The sequence below is a fragment of the Edwardsiella ictaluri ATCC 33202 genome (assembly GCF_000264785.1).
Classification (GTDB): domain Bacteria; phylum Pseudomonadota; class Gammaproteobacteria; order Enterobacterales; family Enterobacteriaceae; genus Edwardsiella; species Edwardsiella ictaluri.
Genome location: NZ_AFJI01000012.1, coordinates 1 through 18,227, shown reverse-complemented (window position 1 = coordinate 18,227; position 18,227 = coordinate 1). Strand labels below are relative to the sequence as shown.

The window sequence follows — 18,227 nt, the reverse complement described above, 5'->3', positions numbered from 1 at the left end:
CGGAGAGAATTGAGAATACGAGCGGTATCACGAACACCTGAGCCGTTGAAGGCCAGATCAACAATCCTCTCTTTGACGCCGGGTTTACGGGCTTCGTAGGTGTAGGTAAGCTGAAAGCGTAGGGACACGCTGGGCAGCGATAGCGTAGGTGACCAGCAGGCCTCTTACCGTGGCGATATACGCGGCCGGAGTTCAGCGGGGACAGTGAGCGGCGATGGATGTCATGAAGTCCGGATCACACGTCATACCTGTTCAACCGACCGAAGGCATCACCGAGATGATGAAAGGTCAAACTATGATACAAATACAACGTCCTATACCCAATTTAGAATTGGATCTGTTACGCACTTTCATTGCAGTAGTTGAGGGGAATAGCTTTGCCGCGGCTGCCGAATCAGTACATCGTACGCAGTCTGCTATCAGTCAACAAATGCAGCGTCTGGAGTCTCTCATCGGTAAGGAGCTTTTTGTCCGTAGCGGCCGAGGTAAGTCATTGACTGAGCATGGCGTGAAAATGCTGGGTTATGCCCGCCGTATCTTAAACCTAAACGACGAAGCATGCCTTTCATTAATGTACGACGATGTTGATGGCGTGCTGCGTATCGGTTCACCGGATGATACGGCCAACACAATCCTACCGGAATTACTGGCGCGCTTTTCGAAGGCTTATCCACGACTGATCATCGAAATCGTGGTTAAACGCAGTCCTTTCCTGATGGAAGCGCTCAAAAATGATGAGATAGATATGGCAATCTCTACGACAGAATGCACTGATTATTCAGGGTTTATTTTGCGTTCTTCACCTTCGCTATGGTTCTGTGGCCTCAATTACAAGTTTGACGCCGACACGCCACTGCCGCTGGTCTCGCTGGATGAACCCAGTACCTACCGTAACATGGCTATCAACCACCTGGAGCGCTTTGGTATTCCCTGGCGGATTGCTTATACCGCGACCACCCTATCCGGTGCCAGGGCCGCCGTTGCGGCCGGACTTGGGGTAATGGCGCGATCCATTGAGTTATTTGGCGATGATTTATGTATTTTAGGGGAGAGCGAAGGGCTCCCCAAACTACCGAATATTAAATTTAACTTATATATCCGCAGAAATAACCCACCCAAGGCTGCTAAAGTTTTATTCGAATCTCTGTATCAGGAAAATTTTTCACCTGAGCGGCCTTATGTCAATGCTGTGATTTCCAAGGAGACATTATGCTGACTCAGTTTTCTGGTATTTTTCCCTATCTGGTCTCACCGGTCGATAATCATACTGGCAGAGTATTGGAGCACCCCCTGCGCAAGTTGGTTGAACATCTGATCGGCTGTGGCGTCCAGGGGCTCAGCCCCCTCGGTAGCACGGGGGAGTTTGCCTATCTATCCCTTGAGCAGCGGGAGGATATCGTGCACATTGTGCTTGATCAGGCGGCGGGAAGAGTCCCTGTGATTGCGGGTGTGGCAGGGTTCTCCACCCATGAGCCCCTGAGGCAGACAGAGCGCTATAGCCGCCTGGGGGTTGATGGCATTGTCTTGATCATGCAGAGGATGTTTCCAGTCTCCCCTGCTGGACAAATGCACTTTTTTACCGATGTGGCGGAAAAATTTAGTGAAACCTCAATGACGCTGTATACCAACCCCGGCCTGCTCGGTGCTGACATCCCATTGGAGGTTCTGGATGAGCTTAGTTATGTAAATAATATTGAATATATTAAGGATGCTTCAGTGAATACCGGGCGTATTCTAACGATGATTAATCGTTTCGGTTCACGCTTACGTATATTTAGCGCCTCGGCACATATCCCACTGGTGGTGTTTCAGTTAGGGGGCGTGGGCTGGATGGCGGGCCCAGCCTGTGTGATTCCCAAACAGTGTGTCGAGCTCTTTAATCTTTTTCAGGCTAATCAACTCGAACAGGCAATGGCACGGCAAAAACAGCTATGGCGAATTAATGAGGTATTTACCCAGTATGCGCTAGCCGCCTGTATCAAGGCGGCATTAAACATTCAGGGATTTGCCGTCGGGGATCCGATTTCACCGCAGCAACCACTTGGCACGGATGCCGTTAATGCGTTACATCAAGTGCTCGCCGAGATACAATAAAAATGACATTTGGCATCGTTATTTCGATGCCAAATTACTTACATCTTAGCGTGACCCATCATTTGAATTAATAATATCGCTTAACTGCTCGGAGAGCTCGGTGATAGGGTTATTATCGAGAGAATTAACTAAATCAATAATCCGTTCTGCTGCCCGTGGCTTAAGAACTCCATTGACATTATCACGGAATTTTCTTTCAACATTGCCAGGCAGCATAGGGTTTTCCGGATGGCCATAGTTAATATCGAGGTGTTTAGTCACTTCACGGCCATCGGTTAACGTGACGATAATGCGCCCCGGAAAATATTCCGGGAATGGGATCTCTCCCTCTTCGCAATAACGGAACGAGATCTTTTCGGCCAGCGCGAGAACCTCTGGGCGATCCAGCTCCGTCGCGTCGAACGATCGGAGACTGAGTCCGTCATCGATCATGCCTGTTGCGGCTAACCAAGGCAGGCTAAACTTGGCGGCATAAGGGGTCCCGGGAGTAATTTTAGTTTCTGCCGGCTCACAAATCAGAGCCCCCGCCACCGGATCCACGACACACTGGATCTCAACGATGTCTTCGGGAGCAATGCCATCGTGGCGTAACATGCGGACGCAATCGACGCTGGCATGAGCGAAGTGACAGCAAGGGTAAGGCTTGATTGAAACATTCAACAGCTCCCACCGCTGCCCCAACCCCCTGCTGATCTGGCCCGGCACGGAGCTATGATGCAGACCGTGGGTCATGAAGAGGCCAAAGCGCCCTTCGAAAATGGTCAGCGGGCCCGTCATGCCCGCCTGGGCAAGGCGCACGGCCAAGATAGCTGAGTGGGCCGCCCAGCCGGCGTGAAAACACTTGGAGGAAGAGCTGTTGCTCAGGTACTCCGCCACACCGGAGGCTTGGCTACCGGCCAGGCCGATAGCATGGGCACACTCTTGGGCCGAAAGTCCTAACAGACGAGAGGCCGCGCTGGCAGCACCGAAGATACCGGCGACAGGGGTCGTATGGAAGCCGCGCTTGTGGAAACTTCCCTGCGAGGCCAATCCAACGCGAGCCGCCACTTCCCAACCGATAATATAGGCTGACAGCATCTCTTTACCACTGAGATTCATATCTTCGCTCAGAGCCATCACCAGTGGGACTAATACGGCGCTGCCATGGGTGATCGAATCGGTATGGGTATCATCAAAATCCAGCGCATGAGCCGCGATGCCATTAGCCAGTACAGCATACTCCGGTGAGAGCGTAATCGTGCTTGCCCAAACATGGCAGTGGCTTGGGGCCTGCACCAGGGTACTCAGTACACAGCGAGCGTTAACCGCGGCCGCCTGACGTGTTCCGGCGATGGCAACCCCCAGCGTATCCAACAAATGGAGACGCGCCCGTACAATCACAGCTTCCGGGATAGTATCTAGATCAAATCGGGTAATAAATTCGCTGATCTGTTCGCTTAAGGTCATCATATTCATTCCAAATCAGGACATATTTTCCAGAATAGTCATCGGAGAACTCTCAATGCAGGGATAACGCCCCTGGAGTACTGCGGTAGGCCTCCCCCGCCATCCCCCGTAACTAATTCAGCCATCCCTTCGCGTTGACTTGCGCGATAACCTGATCCACCTGCTCTGGTGCGTTACCAATATAGGTGGTGGGATCTAAGGCTGCATTCAGCTCAGACTGACTGAGGATCGCCATGATTCGGGGATTTTCGGTCAGGGCGTGGGCAAAGGTAGTTCCCCCTTCCAGCCCCTGCATTGCGGCCTCATAGATCAACTCATGGGCAGTCTGCTTTCCAGCCTTCTCGGAGAGAATAAACATGACCCGCTCTGCCAGCATAAAGCCACCGAGAAGATCGAGATTACTGCGCATCTTATTTTTATTTACCACCAGACCTGACAAGGTAAATTTCATGTTATCCAAGATGATGGATAACATCAGGCAAATCTCAGGCAGAACCTTCCACTCCATTTTCCAGATGGCACCATCACGCTCATGCTGGTGTTTCATTAGGTCGAGAAGTAGGGAAACGTTGCCTTTCAGTGTATTACTAACACAGGCCGCATTCTCGGTCGTCGCGGGGTTACGTTTATGGGGCATTGTAGAGGAGCCGACCTGCCCCTTAGCAAAGGGCTCGGCCACTTCATCCAGCTCATTATGGGCCAGCAAGAGAATTTCATTGGCAATTTTCCCCAGCGTCGCACCGATCATCCCGAGAACCATGCCATATTCACAGAAGCGGTCACGGGCCGGCTGCCAAGAGATCTCCGGCACGTTCAACCCCAAACGTGACAGAACGCGCCGCTCCAACTCATCAGCCCGCTCTCCAAATGAGGCTTTGCTCCCCACTGCGCCAACCACACTTCCAACAAAGAAGCGCGGCTCCAGCTGCACCAGACGCTCATAATGGCGGGTAATCTCAGCAAGCCAGATAGCACTCTTGTGGCCAAAGGTAATCGGAATGGCCTGCAGGGCCAGAGTACGACCCGCCATCGGCGTATTACGGTGAGTTTCCGATAGGGTTAGCAATGCACGGCCAATGGATTTCAGCTCACGTAAAAAGACGTTATGGGCCATTTTAAATTGCAGCATCATCCCGGTATCCATCACATCTTGAGTCGTCGGACCGAAATGCACATACTCGCCGAATCCCTTAGCACAGGCGTGCTCTAGGCCGCGGATAGTCGGAACCAGCGGGTGTTTGGTCAATCTGACCTGTTCCAGAATGTAATCCATATCCAAACATTCTACGTTGGCACATGCCACTATCTCATCAGCGGCTTCGCTGGGAATAATGCCTAGCTCAGCCTGCTCAATAGCCAGCGCGGCCTCGTAATCCAGCCACATCTGTATCCGAATATTGTCAGAGAAGATTTCACGCATTTCTTCAGTAGACCATAGGTTTTTTAGCAACGCTGAGTCAAAAACACCGGTAGACATCGTATTTAATCTCCTGATAGTCGAATCCACCAACCAGAGAAATATCGTTACATTAGCTTACACCAATGGAAATATTTTCTGAAAAAAACAACCTGCCAACCAATACTAAAATAAAACGTAGCCTGTTGATACGGACATAGGATTAATAATCCTTAATGACTCTTAAATATTTTTTATCTAACATCTGAAAATGCACATAATCATACCTGTTATTTATCCAACTCCTCTTCAACCCTCTATTTTTTATAAGATATTTGAAACTCATTAATCTAGCTTTGGTTATCTTTAGAATAATTAACATGTCAAGATGAGAACGGGATCTATTTTTAGCAATGAATGATTTTCAAGCCAATTCGGACTATGTTAGCGTAATTAAGGCAAATAAAATCGGCTAATGCCACGTCTCCAACCAAAAGCAGTTTAGTATTTGGGCACGCACCTTTCTATAGGTGTATCTGCATCATTTCATTAATATATTTATTATAAGGCATGGGCAAAATGACGCGAAACCGTAAAACACAACTAATTCATAGTGGTCGAAAGACATATCAGGGCATGACCCCGGTAAACCCACCGGTAATGCGTGCGAGTACCATTCTTTTCGAGTCATTAGAAATCTGGCGCGATGTCCGCAAGCGTAGAGAAAACGAACGGTTACTCAGCTACGGCGCTCGTGGTACGGATAATGCGTTTGCTCTGGAGCAATTAGTCACCGAATTGGAGGGCGGATACCGTGCCTGGCTGTTCCCTACGGGGCTAGCGGCAATTGCGATGACCATCATCGGCTATGCCCGTTCCGGGGGACACGTTCTGTTTGCAGATTCGATTTATGAACCGGTCCGGAAAATGGCCAACGCCTTCTTGATCCCCAATAATATCCAATATGATTTTTTTAAAACCGACGGGAGTGATTTTGAATCACTACTACGCCCGGAGACCCAACTAATATTCGTAGAGTCACCGGGCTCCTTGCTATATGAAATGCTTGATCTGCCTGCTATCTGCCACATTGCCCATCAACGGGGAATTCCTGTTGCAGTGGATAATACCTGGGGATCTGGGTATCTCTATAATCCGCTGAAGCTGGGTGCCGATGTATCCGTTATTGCCGCGACCAAATACCTGTGCGGCCATTCTGATGTCATGATGGGAATTATTGTTGCCAATCAAGATGCATGGGAAAAGATTGGCGCTCTGCCGGAGGTATTGGGCCAGTGCAGTAGCCCTGATGATGCCGCTTTAGTCTTACGTGGGGCGCGAACTCTAGCCCCCCGCCTTGAGGTTCATGGCCAGTCGGCCCTGCTCGTTGCCAAATGGCTACAGCAACGTCGCGAAGTCAAAAAAGTATGGTTCCCCGCACTGGAAGATCATCCAGGCCATGAGTTGTGGGAACGTGACTGCACGGGAAGTAATGGATTACTGACCGTTGAGTTTAAAACGCAGTACAACACGACGGACAGTGATAATTTTATTAATAGCCTAACGCTGTTTGGTATCGGCGCGTCTTGGGGGGGCTTTGAGAGTCTCGTATTACCGGCCAATGTGCACGGAGCCCGCAGCGCCACCGACTGGAGTACGCACGGCCCATTCGTTCGTCTACATATTGGGCTGGAAGATGTCAATGACCTTATTAACGATCTAGCACAAGCATTCCGGGTATTTCAATAAAGACTAAAGCGTTGCCAACAGTGATGGGAGGAAAGCATGTTGGAACTTATTTTAGCAGGACTAGTCACTACACTGGTGGTGTATCTACTGGCTAAAGGATACAAACCCCAGCCAGTGCTTTTACTGGGAGGGGTACTATTACTTACCCTAACGGCAGTATTTGACTTAGGCATAATATTGCCCGCAGAGAAAACCACTCATTTAAAGTATTTTGATATCTTTAAGATATTTTCTGACATTCTTAGCCTAAGATTAGCAGGACTTGGCTTAACATTGATGGCGATAGCGGGTTTTGCCCGCTATATGGAGCACGTGGGTGCGAGTAAAGCGTTATTCTCAACTTTTGAAAAACCGCTAAAATCGGTACGCTCACCTTATATGCTGTTAGTTATTTCATTCCTGGTAACCCAGATCTTGGTGATCTTTATCCCAAGCCATGCAGGATTGGGTATGCTGTTAATGGTGACAATGTATCCAATCCTGATCCGTGCAGGGGTCAGTCCACTCTCCGCGCTGGCCGTCATCGGTTGTTGCCAGTTTATTGATCATGGCCGGGCTCTGGTAACGTCATCATGGCAGCTAAAACGGCTAATCTGGATCCAGCGACATACTTTATAAAATATCAATTACCCGTGACCCTTCCTATCATCTTTGTTGTGGCCATTACTCACTTTTTTATCCAGAAATGGTGGGATAAGCGTGAGGGTTTTGTATTCAACCCAGCACATATTGATAAGTTCGATCACCAGGATAACGACTGCCCACCACGTTATTATGCCATATTGCCGATCATTCCGTTGATCCTGATTATAGGTTTCAGCCCATTAATACAGAAGGTGATCAAATTAGACGTTACTACCGCAATGATTATCAGCACCACTATCGCACTGTTCTTTGAATATGTTCGCTTACGTAGTGCTAAGGCCGTACTTGATAGCTTCATGCTCTTCTTTGAGGGGATGGGTAAACAATTTGTGGTAGTGGTATCGCTGATCGTTTCCGGCGAGTTATTTGCCAACGGTCTGCTCAAAATAGGTGCCGTAGATAAACTGATTACTACAGCGCAAAGCGCTGGCATAGGCATTGGAACCATGATCGTTGTCATGAGTTTTATCCTGGCGCTGGCAGCCTTCCTGATGGGGTCAGGAAACGCGGCATTTTTCTCATTCGCGGCACTCACGCCAAGAATCGCGGCTTTCTTGAAGATCGATGTGGTGACCCTCATTTTGCCAATGCAGATTATGACCAGTTTTGGTCGAACGGTATCCCCCATTACAGCAGCAATCGTTGCCATCTCTGGCATCGCGGGCGTATCGCCATTCCAGGTAGCTAAACGCACGGCGATCCCTATGGCTGCCGCAGCAATAACCAACCTGGCATTGACCTTTATCTACCTATGATAATTTGAGGGACGATGGATTTGATAGCAGCATGTTCAGAAGGGTAACTCTCCCACTGCTCTATCAACATTCTGACTGCTGGTTCACAGAGTTCGGGGGGTAACGCTTAAATGATTTCGATGTCATATCGGGTCCCCTTTCACTGAGAGTTTAGTCTCCCAGAAACCCGGTACGGTTCAATCTGGGTGCCATGCAGCACCAGAGAGATAATAACCACCATGAGATGTGGCAGATTGCCGCCAAAGATGTCGCGCTGGCCGGGCTGTTCCAGCCCTACAGTGTCGGCAAGTTTAATGCCAGCACCGCACTGGGATACCATAAGGATCAACAAGATGTCTCCGTCAGGATGGGGTATCACTTTACCCATCAGCTGATGGCCAAAGCCGACGCTGCCTTTAATGATAACTCGCTGGAGTGCAATGTGGGGATCAACGACGAATTCAACGGAGTCCGGCCCCCTGCCTGCCCGGAAACCCGGGCAGGCATCGGCCATCAGCGCTCCCGCAATGAACTGGAAGTCAGGTCGTAAATCGGCGATACCAGATAATCAATCAGACGCCGGCGATCGGTTTTAATCTCAACGCTCACCCCCATTCCCGACACCAGACTGACCTGTTGGTTACCGACCAGAATATGATCCTGCTCCAGCGCAACCGTCAGGGGAAACACCAATCCCTGGGTACTTTGCCCGCCCCCAGCCTTGGTGTTACTGCCAAGACGGGTAGGATCCATTTGCACCTGCTGTGCATCTGCTGCCGGGATGGCATCTTGGGAAATATGCTGTACCACGCCATTCAATGTGCCATAGCGGGTGTAGGGAAACGCATTGATTTTTACATCAACAGGCTGTCCCGGCCGGATAAAGCCAATATCCTGATTGGGAACATAGGCAATGATTTCCAGCCGGCTGTTGTCCGGCACAACACGCATGAGCTCTTCACCCGGGGTCACCACCTGCCCCTGTGACACCAGGCTGGATGCCACAATCGTTCCGTTGATCGGGCTTTTGAATGTCATCAGGGCCAGCTGCGCCTCCCGCTGGTTCACCTGCTCCCGCAGGCTGTTGCTTTGCCGCTCCACCTGCCCAATATTTTTCAGGTTTTCAGAGATAAAATCATGGCGGGTTTTCAGCAGTGCGATCTGCAGAATATCCCGGGCGGCCTGAATATCCCGCAACTGGGCCAACGTAGACTGTAATGTGCTTTTGGCCTCTTTGACATCCGTCATTATCTGTAGCCAGTCATCCTTGGAGACCACCTGCTTTTCCACCAGGGTCCGTCGGATCTGCAGGCGCTCATTAAGTGTCTCAATCAGGCTTTTTTGGCTCGCGATGGTTGCCTTCATTCCCTGTTCACGGGTTGTATTTTGCGCCAACTGTGCACGTATATTCTGCAAGTCCGTATTTAACTGCGTCAGCTCTCCATGCATCGCACTGGTTTCACGGTGTTTAATCTCCTCCGGCAGGAGCGGCTGTGCCGGCCATTCGACGGCAAAGTCCGTTATCGCCCGATCCTCCACCGACAAATCCCGGGCCAGCCTGTCCTGTGTTTTCCTGCGCCATAACTCTGCATAAAAAGAGGAAAAATTATAGAGGGCATCGTTGTATTTCGCCTGACTATCGGCGGCATCCAACAGAGCCACCGTCTCTCCCTCACTGACGCGATCCCCATTTTTCAGCAGGATCCGGGAAACTTTTCCGGTCACCTCCGACTCAATCACCTTAACGTATCCCTGCGGCTGAACTTTCCCCGGTGCTGTGGCTATGATATCGATGCGACCAAAGAACGACCAGGCAAACGCCAGAACCGTAAATATACACAGCGTATACAACAACTGGACCCTGACCGGTGAGGGCGGAGATTCTATCACCTCAATGACTGAAGGCAAAAAGGCCATGTCATCCGTAAAATTCTTATTTCTCCAGTTTAATAATTTCACGTTATGCTTCCCCGACAATGGACGCATCATCAACGCCACTCTGACTGTTTTGCAATGACCACAAATGGAAATAAACACCTTTAGCGGTCATTAATTCTGCATGCCCCCCCTGTTCAACAATTCTTCCCCGTGCCATGCTGATAATCCTGTCACATTGGCGCACCGTCGATAAGCGGTGTGCAATAATAATCACCGTGCGCCCCTCCACAATATATTTCATGTTTTCTCTGATAATATTTTCACTTTCATAATCAAGGGCGCTGGTTGCCTCATCAAAAATAAGCACGGATGGATTGGTGGCCAGAGACCGGGCAATCGCAACACGCTGGCGCTGCCCCCCCGAAAGATTTCCGCCCCGCTCCTCAATGATCGAATCATAGCCCTGGGGCAGCGCAGAGATAAACTCATCGGCGCCGGCCAGTTTTGCGACCCGGATAACATCCACCCGAGACATTCCCGGATTGGCAAAGGCAATATTTTCATGGATTGTGCGGTTAAACAGAACATTCTCCTGCAGCACCACCCCAATATTGCGGCGCAGCCAGGAAGGATCAACATTATTCATTTCAATCCCATCAATGAATATCTTCCCCTCCACCGGCATATATAGTCGCTGGATCAGCTTGGTCAGCGTTGATTTCCCCGAACCGGATGCACCGACAATACCAATCACCTCTCCGGCCTTGATGTCCAGATCGATATCCCGAATGACATAATGATCACTCTTCCGGTAGGAAAAGCAGACATTCTCCATCCGGATATGACCCTGTAAGGGAGGCAGTTTACCCTGTTGCATTTGAATAAACTCCGGTTGGTTATTAATAATATCGCCCAACCGCTCAACAGAAACCTGCGTCTGCTGAAAATCCTGCCAGAGTTGCGATATTCTCAGAATCGGCTGCACAACCTGCCCGGAGATCATATTGAATGCGATCAACTCCCCTACCGTTAACTCTCCACCGATGACGGCGGCGGCCCCAAATGCCAAAATAAATATTGAAAATATCTTATTGATAAGCAGGATTGAATTCTGCCCGATGGAGGTAAGCTGGGAGGCCTCAAAAGAGGTGTGAACGTAGTGTGCCAGGCGCTCCTCCCACTGTTTGCGGAACATCGGTTCCACCGCAGAGGCCTTGATTGTCTGAGCCCCGACCACAGCCTCGACCAGAAACTTCTGACTTGCCGCATTGGCATAGAACTTATTGTCAATCCGTTTTTTAATCGCCGGGCGCAAAAGCGCAGAGATGAGGACATACACCGGAATACTGACCACGGTAATCATCGCCAGCGTCCAGGAATAAAAGAACAAAACGCCAATAAAAATAAAGATAAAAAATAAATCGATAACAGAAAAGAGTGCCTGTCCGGTAAAAAAATTACGGATATTTTCCAGCTCACGGATACGCGCAACGGTGCTCCCGGCACTGCGTGACTCCAGATAGCTCATCGGCAGGGAAAACAGGTGATGAAAAAGTCGACGCCCCAACTCCACGTCAATCCTATTAGCCGTATGGGCTAATACATATGTCCGCAAATAGCGCAATATGACATCAAACACCCCCACGACCAACATCCCAATTGCGATGACAACCAGCGTTTCATAACTTTTATGCACCAAAACCTTATCGATGATAATCTGGAAAAAAAGTGGACCGATCAGGGCAAACATTTGAATAAAGAAGGAGGCAACAATAACGTGCGTCAGCGGATTTTTATAGCGCTTAATGGTCGGCAAAAACCAGCGGATGGAAAACCCGCGGGGATCGCGGCCTGCTCCCATCATGTGCCGCTGAACCAGCACCACATGTTCCCCCAACTGGGCCATCACGGAATCTTCATGCTCGTCAAAGACCTTACGCCGGACCGGATCAAAAAGTCTGAAAACCCCATTTTCATTTCTGTCGGTAAGAATATACCAACATCCATTTTTAAGCTGAATTAATGATGGCAGCGGGATTTTCCTGATCCTTTCGAGCGTCACCCCCGTGATCACCCGGGCTTTCATTTTTATTATCACGGCCGCCTGGACAATATCACCGGGCACGGTCCCCTGCGCTTCCAGCCCCAGTTCCCTTATCAGAAATACCGGATCGGAGGCAATATTATAAAACTGTGACACTGTACATAGGGCAACCATTTCCTCACCGGGAACATATTCTCTGGTGTTATCCTTTATGGTTTCTTTCATCATTAATTCTTAATTAAAATTATGTATAACGCCGCCGAAACGGCGTTAGTGAAGAAGAAAAGACAGGAATAACGCCTGCCTAAAGATAATGATTAACCTGCCAATCCCTTGGCAAAATCATGATCGCTTTGCTCCAGTCCGCTGGCCGAACTGGTCGCCCACTGCTGACCGGGAGCACTGCCGTTATCCCGCCCGGTGGACCACATGGACAGGTTCCCGATATCTGCATTGGAATCGGCGTAGTCCGCCAGCTCCGCCGCATCGGCCAGCGTGAAGATTTCATTGCTGTCATCATTCACACCGATCATCGGCGTAGTGCCGCTGCCGTCCATACCGATATCATGCATCTGAGACAGCGTAGCGTTAGCTGCAGAAATGGCCGTATCCCCCATATCCGGGCTGTTGTTATGCAGGCCGTCATAGGCGCCGCCGTAATCCATGGCCATTATGTTGACAATATCAATACGGGCATGGTTATCAACGGCGCTCTGCAGCAGATTCCCCCCATCCAGAGTCATCCCCTCCGGCAACACCGGCAGCGTATAGGAGACATCCAGCATCGGGTTGTTGCTCTCCAGAATGGCCGTCTCCTGCATCACGGTATAATCGCTGGGCGCCGTGCCCGGGGCTGCCGCATCCACCGCCGACTCTACCGGCGCTACCAGCGTGGTCTCCAGGACCGTCACGCTGCTGTCCGGGCTTACCCCCCCCTGATCCGGGGTACTGACGGGCACCATGGCATCCGCCCCGTTACCGCCGAGGAGCCTGGCAAAATCATAGCTGCCCTGCTGCAGGCCGCTGAACGAACTGCTGGCCCACTGATGACCGGCGCCGCTGCCGTTATCCCGCCCGATGGACCACATGGAGAGGCGACCGACATCCGGATTACCTTCGGCATAGGCCACCAGCTCGGTGGCATCTTCCAGATTGAAGATCTCCACATTGACATCGTTGACACCGATCATCGGCGTGATGCCGACCTTGCTGTCCACCAGACCCACACTGCGCATCTGTAACAGGGTGGCATTGGCTGCAGAAATGGCCGCATCCCCCATATCCGGGCTGTTGTTATGCAGGCTGTCATAGGCGCCGCCGTAATCCATGGCCATTATGTTGACAATATCAATACGGGCATGGTTATCAACGGCGCTCTGCAGCAGATTCAGCCCATCCAGAGTCAGCCCATCCGGCAACACCGGCAGCGTATAGGAGACTTCCAGATTCGGGTTGTTGGCCTCCAGAATGGCAATCGCCTGATTGCGCATATCGACGGATTTTTTGTCATTCAGGGCTGCCCCCTCGATGTCAAAATCGAGGGAGTCCACCTGATACTTATCGATGGCACTCTGATAGAGCGCGGCCAGCTCTTCGGCGCTGGAAGCCTCTATCGCAGCCTCGGTGCCGTTGGCGCCACCGAAGGAGAGGGTCACCCGGCCACCGGCCTGTCTGAAGGCGGCAATGCCAGCGGCAAAATCGGTCTCGGTTGCCACCGGCACCACCCCGCCCCATGACAGACCGCCCACGCCATCGGACACCATGAAGGCCAGAGTAAATTCGCTGGCACCGGACTGCTGGCTGATGGCGAGCAGATCCGGGGTCGGCCAGGCCGTCATGTCCACGTAGGGGGCAAACGCATAAGAGCCGCCATCACGGGGCATCACGGTATAATCACTGGGTAGCGTGCCCGGGGCTGCGACATCCACCGCCGGCTCTACCGGCGCTACCAGCGTGGTCTCCTGGGCTGTCACGCTGCTGTCCGGGCTTACCACCCCCTGATCCGGGGTACTGACGGGCACCATGACATCCGCCCCGTTACCGCCGAGGAGCCTAGCAAAATCATAGCTGCCCTGCTGCAGGCCGCTGAACGAACTGCTGGCCCACTGATGACCGGCGCCGCTGCCGTTATCCCGCCCGATGGACCACATGGAGAGGCGACCGACATCCGGATTACCTTCGGCATAGGCCACCAGCTCGGTGGCATCTTCCAGATTGAAGATCTCCACATTGACATCGTTGACACCGATCATCGGCGTGATGCCGACCTTGCTGTCCACCAGACCCACACTGCGCATCTGTAACAGGGTGGCATTGGCTGCAGAAATGGCCGCATCTCCCATATCCGGGCTGTTGTTATGCAGGCTGTCATAGGCGCCGCCGTAATCCATGGCCATTATGTTGACAATATCAATACGGGCATGGTTATCAACGGCGCTCTGCAGCAGATTCAGCCCATCCAGAGTCAGCCCATCCGGCAACACCGGCAGCGTATAGGAGACTTCCAGATTCGGGTTGTTGGCCTCCAGAATGGCAATCGCCTGATTGCGCATATCGACGGATTTTTTGTCATTCAGGGCTGCCCCCTCGATGTCAAAATCGAGGGAGTCCACCTGATACTTATCGATGGCACTCTGATAGAGCGCAGCCAGCTCTTCGGCGCTGGAAGCCCCTATCGCAGCCTCAGTGCCGTTGGCGCCACCGAAGGAGAGGGTCACCCGGCCACCGGCCTGTCTGAAGGCGGCAATGCCAGCGGCAAAGTCGGTCTCGGTTGCCACCGGCACCACCCCGCCCCATGACAGACCGCCCACGCCATCGGACACCATGAAGGCCAAGGTAAATTCGCTGGCACCGGACTGCTGGCTGATGGCGAGCAGATCCGGGGTCGGCCAGGCCGTCATGTCCACGTAAGGGGTAAACGCATAAGAGCTGCCATCACGGGGCATCACGGTATAATCGCTGGGTACCGTTGAGGCCGTGCTGCCTGACGGGCTCCCCGCCGGGACGGACGATACCGGGATTATCTCCCCGTTGCCCCCGGCGTTGAAGATGGCCGTAGACCATGCGCTGATCGCCGAGCTATCCAGAGCAGAAATATCTGACATGTCCATTTCGGCCAGGGAGACGCCATCCAGAATATAGGATTGCTGATTACCATCAATGGAAATGACAACAGAGCCATTCTCCTCGCTGATGGAAAACTCACCGCCCTGCATCCAGCCAAAATCCAGGCGATCCGTTGCCGGATTAAACTGAAGGTGCGTGGTGGAACCCCAATCGTAGGCGATCTGGATTACCGTGCTTTCGCCGCTGACCGCCGGGGCAGGATCACTGCTCCCTGCACTTTCAGGCTGCGGAGCCGGCACTGCCTCTGGCACGGTGACCGGCGCCGGGACACTATCTGCAACCGGCATCGCCGGAGCAGTCGCGACGTCTGACACGGAAGGCGTGACCACCGGAGCAACCGGTGCAACCGGTGCGGTGGGTTCGCTGCTGCCACCGGCACGGGAGATGGCCTCCGACCACGCCGCCACGGCAGAGTCGTCCAGCGCGGAGATCCCGGACATCTGCATATCCGCCAATGATATGCCGTCCAATATATAGTATTGCTCGTTGCCATCAATGGAAATGACAACAGAGCCATTCTCCTCGCTGATGGAAAACTCACCGCCCTGCATCCAGCCAAAATCCAGGCGATCCGTTGCCGGATTAAACTGGAGGTGCGTGGTGGAACCCCAATTGTAGGCAATCTGGGTTACCGTGCTTTCGCCGCTGGCCGCCGGGACAGGATCACTGCTCACTGCGCTCTCAGGCTGCGGAGCCGCTACTGCCTCTGACACGGTGACCGGTGCCGGGACACTATCTGCAACCGGAGCCGCCGGAACAGTCGCGACGTCTGACACGGGAGGCGCGACCACCGGAGCAACCGGTGCGGCGGGTTCGCTGCTGCCACCGGCACTGGAGATGGCCTCCGACCACGCCGCCACGGCAGAGTCATCCAGCGCGGAGATCCCGGACATCTGCATATCCGCCAGTGATATGCCGTCCAGTATATAGTATTGCTCGTTGCCATTAATCGAAATGACCACCGAGCCATCGGATTCACTGATAGAGAACTCACTGCTCTGCATCCAGCCAAAATCCAGCTGATCTGTTGCAGGATCAAACTGGATATGCGTTGTGGCGCCCCAGTTATAGTTTATTTTTTGCACTGTCATAATATCCTCGACTATATAAGATATCGTGTTGTATTTCCCACGTCTTTCATTTGGAGTTGCCATATAATAAACGCCACACAACTAATTCAATTAATTACGGAAATATAAATACCGCATGGTATATACATAAATTATTTGAATAATGGGCTTTAATAATATGGCATAACTTTATTAGCAGATCGAAAAAAGAAACTTAATCCGACAAATGAAACAAAATGTTTCAAAGAGAATGTTGGCGCAATTAAATCAAATAAATTCATTATGTTACACGATAGCCTTTCGATCTCCATAATTTTCTTTTTTTGAAGAAATATACATTTCCATCTGCAATAAAATATACCAAAAGCATTAATGTCCGTATTGACACAATACAATATAATCTGGAAGCATTAATGCAAACAAACAAAATAATAATCTACCAAGGTGCAATGTCATTACAATGATTAGAGGGGAATAAAACAGTCATTTAATATTAATATATATAACTCCAACTGCCGTCATGCCCGGGAACAGACTCACCGGCGCACAATACAGCCTGGGGAAATTCACAGCAGAAAGGAACAACGGAGATCACCGATGCCCACCGACAGGGAGAGACCTCATGGCCGGGTGGCGTATGGCCCGCAATGGCAAGAGAATCCATACGAAAAAGGCCGCACTGTCAAACAGTGCGGCCTTCTGAATTTGGCGGAAGGACAGAGATTCGAACTCTGGGAGCTGTTACACTCGACGGTTTTCAAGACCGTTGCCTTAAACCACTCGGCCATCCTTCCAATGGCTGAGGATATTAATCGGCTCCGAGCCCCTTGTCCAGTCCTAAAATCATCTTTTTACTCAAGTGGCTGGCAAATGAACAGCCTATTTGCTCTGCCGTCGCTCAGCCGTGTAACCGATGGGTTTTGACGTCGCCCAGAGACGCTTTCAGCATCTTCATCGCCGTATTCCAACGTCTGGCGCTATGGCAGGCCAATGCATACTTGGCCACGCAGCGTGCGACCTGCAACCTTCTGCTGTTCATACGGCACCTCCCGTCAATGTATATCTGGTAAAGCTTATACCCAATAGGTTCAGTATTTGTGTGATGAATGTAAAGTTGCCAGAATATTTAACGGCTACGGAAACGCAACTGACCCTACAGCACTGTCTGCTGCTCGCCTGTTTTATGGGAGCTCGCTGCTGGCTGGCCGGTCATCCCGGCAATCGGTTGGGGGACGGACTACCGCAATCGGCTGTATATCCTCAGTGCAGAGCGGGCGGCACCACTACGCGACAATATGTTTTACGCTATCTATGCCCTGGATAACGACACCATAACCTGAAACTGTAATTAAAATTGTGTAATTGCTTGTTTTTGATCTGTTCACTCCAACAACGGAGACAGGCAAATTATGGACGAGAAGCAACTTACAGCCTATCCCATTAGGCTATTTGATTTTCCATTTTGGTCTTGGGTCGTGATCACAATCTTCACATACTGCGTGTACGCTCCGGTTGTTGCGCGCTGTCCGGGTCTAAACTGGATGCAACAATATATTCCTACTGGGATAGACTCTTAAAGCACTGGCAGCAGAACTGGCGAAGGGCCTTAAAACCGAAGCCGACCTTAATCAGTTTTCCCGTATGCTGACAAAACTAACCGGAGAAACAGCGCTTAATACTGAATGGACGGAACACCTCGGGCACGAGAAAAATGCTCCAAAATCAGGCTAGAATACCCGCAACGGCTATTCATCCAAAACGCTGTTGTGCGACGGCGCTGAGAGTGAACTGAGTACGCCGCATGACCGTGAAGAAAATACCTTCGAACCCCAGCGGATTAAGAAGTGCCAGGGCTTTGTTAATGGAATGGTCGCCCCCTACATCTTGTGCCACAGTGGGACGATAAATCGTCACTACTTGAGCGGAGCGGCCATCATGAGTGTTAAGACTATCGGCATCGATTTGGCAAAAGAGGTTTTTCAGATCCACGGAACTGACGAACACGGCAAGCGCTTGTTCAACAAGCAACTCAAGCGAGCAAAAAG

The 18,227-nt window shown here is 51.3% G+C and carries 10 protein-coding genes, 1 tRNA gene and 4 pseudogenes; 7 read left to right on the top strand and 8 right to left on the bottom strand.

Annotated elements, in window-relative coordinates:
• Positions 1 to 225, bottom strand: a pseudogene (locus tag EIEH_RS18310) (IS1-like element transposase); the annotation flags it as partial.
• Positions 226 to 295: 70 nt separating this feature from the next.
• Here EIEH_RS18310 and EIEH_RS01260 point away from each other — a divergent pair.
• Together EIEH_RS01260 and EIEH_RS01255 are read left to right on the top strand one after the other, a co-directional pair.
• Complete coding sequence (locus tag EIEH_RS01260) at positions 296 to 1,216, top strand: LysR family transcriptional regulator (protein WP_015871444.1); 921 nt, start codon at positions 296 to 298, stop codon at positions 1,214 to 1,216.
• Positions 1,213 to 2,094 (top strand): dihydrodipicolinate synthase family protein, encoded by an 882-nt coding sequence (locus EIEH_RS01255; protein WP_107775312.1) that lies wholly within the window; start codon positions 1,213 to 1,215, stop codon positions 2,092 to 2,094. The genes EIEH_RS01260 and EIEH_RS01255 overlap by 4 nt, the downstream gene beginning before the upstream one ends.
• A 45-nt stretch (positions 2,095 to 2,139) precedes the next feature.
• On the opposite strand, the gene EIEH_RS01250 is transcribed toward EIEH_RS01255, so the two are convergent.
• Complete coding sequence (locus EIEH_RS01250; RefSeq protein WP_015871446.1) at positions 2,140 to 3,543, bottom strand: MmgE/PrpD family protein; 1,404 nt, start codon at positions 3,541 to 3,543, stop codon at positions 2,140 to 2,142.
• A gap of 109 nt (positions 3,544 to 3,652) precedes the next feature.
• Complete coding sequence (purB, locus tag EIEH_RS01245; RefSeq protein WP_015871447.1) at positions 3,653 to 5,017, bottom strand: adenylosuccinate lyase; 1,365 nt, start codon at positions 5,015 to 5,017, stop codon at positions 3,653 to 3,655.
• Between the two features lie 498 nt (positions 5,018 to 5,515).
• On the opposite strand from purB, the gene metC reads away from it, so the two are divergent.
• From metC to EIEH_RS01230, 3 genes and pseudogenes are all read left to right on the top strand, one after another.
• Positions 5,516 to 6,685 carry a cystathionine beta-lyase gene (metC, locus tag EIEH_RS01240; protein ID WP_015871449.1) on the top strand — a complete coding sequence of 390 codons (1,170 nt, stop codon included), beginning with the start codon at positions 5,516 to 5,518 and terminating at the stop codon, positions 6,683 to 6,685.
• Between the two features lie 36 nt (positions 6,686 to 6,721).
• Positions 6,722 to 8,085, top strand: a pseudogene (gene dcuC / locus EIEH_RS20000) (C4-dicarboxylate transporter DcuC).
• Positions 8,086 to 8,275: 190 nt separating this feature from the next.
• The gene (locus EIEH_RS01230) at positions 8,276 to 8,614 is read left to right on the top strand and encodes a YadA C-terminal domain-containing protein (RefSeq protein WP_015871452.1); all 339 of its coding nucleotides are present in this window, start codon (positions 8,276 to 8,278) and stop codon (positions 8,612 to 8,614) included.
• Here EIEH_RS01230 and EIEH_RS01225 read toward each other — a convergent pair.
• The 5 genes from EIEH_RS01225 to EIEH_RS19345 all read right to left on the bottom strand — a co-directional run bounded on the left by EIEH_RS01225 (position 8,578) and on the right by EIEH_RS19345 (position 17,221).
• Positions 8,578 to 9,915, bottom strand: coding sequence for an HlyD family type I secretion periplasmic adaptor subunit (locus EIEH_RS01225; RefSeq protein ID WP_054463031.1), 1,338 nt, complete (start codon positions 9,913 to 9,915; stop codon positions 8,578 to 8,580). The two genes, EIEH_RS01230 and EIEH_RS01225, sit on opposite strands and share 37 nt — an antisense overlap.
• 109 nt (positions 9,916 to 10,024) lie before the next feature.
• On the bottom strand, positions 10,025 to 12,211 hold the full coding sequence (locus tag EIEH_RS01220; RefSeq protein WP_172468364.1) for a peptidase domain-containing ABC transporter: 2,187 nt from the start codon (positions 12,209 to 12,211) through the stop codon (positions 10,025 to 10,027).
• A 92-nt stretch (positions 12,212 to 12,303) separates the two neighbouring features.
• Positions 12,304 to 16,197 (bottom strand): glycosyl hydrolase family 18 protein, encoded by a 3,894-nt coding sequence (locus EIEH_RS16805; protein WP_147287508.1) that lies wholly within the window; start codon positions 16,195 to 16,197, stop codon positions 12,304 to 12,306.
• 691 nt (positions 16,198 to 16,888) lie between these two features.
• Positions 16,889 to 16,976, bottom strand: a tRNA-Ser gene (locus tag EIEH_RS01195).
• Between the two features lie 104 nt (positions 16,977 to 17,080).
• A complete protein-coding gene (locus tag EIEH_RS19345; protein WP_015871458.1) occupies positions 17,081 to 17,221 on the bottom strand; it encodes a hypothetical protein in 141 nt (46 codons plus the stop codon).
• 542 nt (positions 17,222 to 17,763) lie between these two features.
• On the opposite strand from EIEH_RS19345, the pseudogene EIEH_RS17065 reads away from it, so the two are divergent.
• Positions 17,764 to 18,051: pseudogene (locus EIEH_RS17065) on the top strand (transposase); the annotation flags it as partial.
• Positions 18,052 to 18,117: 66 nt separating this feature from the next.
• Positions 18,118 to 18,227: pseudogene (locus EIEH_RS18725) on the top strand (IS110 family transposase); the annotation flags it as partial.

Coding starts and splice junctions, on each gene's coding strand:
- EIEH_RS01260 (WP_015871444.1), top strand. CDS start 296: ATGATACAAATACAACGTCCTATACCCAATTTAGAATTGGATCTGTTA.
- EIEH_RS01250 (WP_015871446.1), bottom strand. CDS start 3,543: ATGATGACCTTAAGCGAACAGATCAGCGAATTTATTACCCGATTTGAT.
- purB (WP_015871447.1), bottom strand. CDS start 5,017: ATGTCTACCGGTGTTTTTGACTCAGCGTTGCTAAAAAACCTATGGTCT.
- metC (WP_015871449.1), top strand. CDS start 5,516: ATGACGCGAAACCGTAAAACACAACTAATTCATAGTGGTCGAAAGACA.
- EIEH_RS01230 (WP_015871452.1), top strand. CDS start 8,276: ATGCAGCACCAGAGAGATAATAACCACCATGAGATGTGGCAGATTGCC.
- EIEH_RS01220 (WP_172468364.1), bottom strand. CDS start 12,211: ATGAAAGAAACCATAAAGGATAACACCAGAGAATATGTTCCCGGTGAG.
- EIEH_RS19345 (WP_015871458.1), bottom strand. CDS start 17,221: ATGAACAGCAGAAGGTTGCAGGTCGCACGCTGCGTGGCCAAGTATGCA.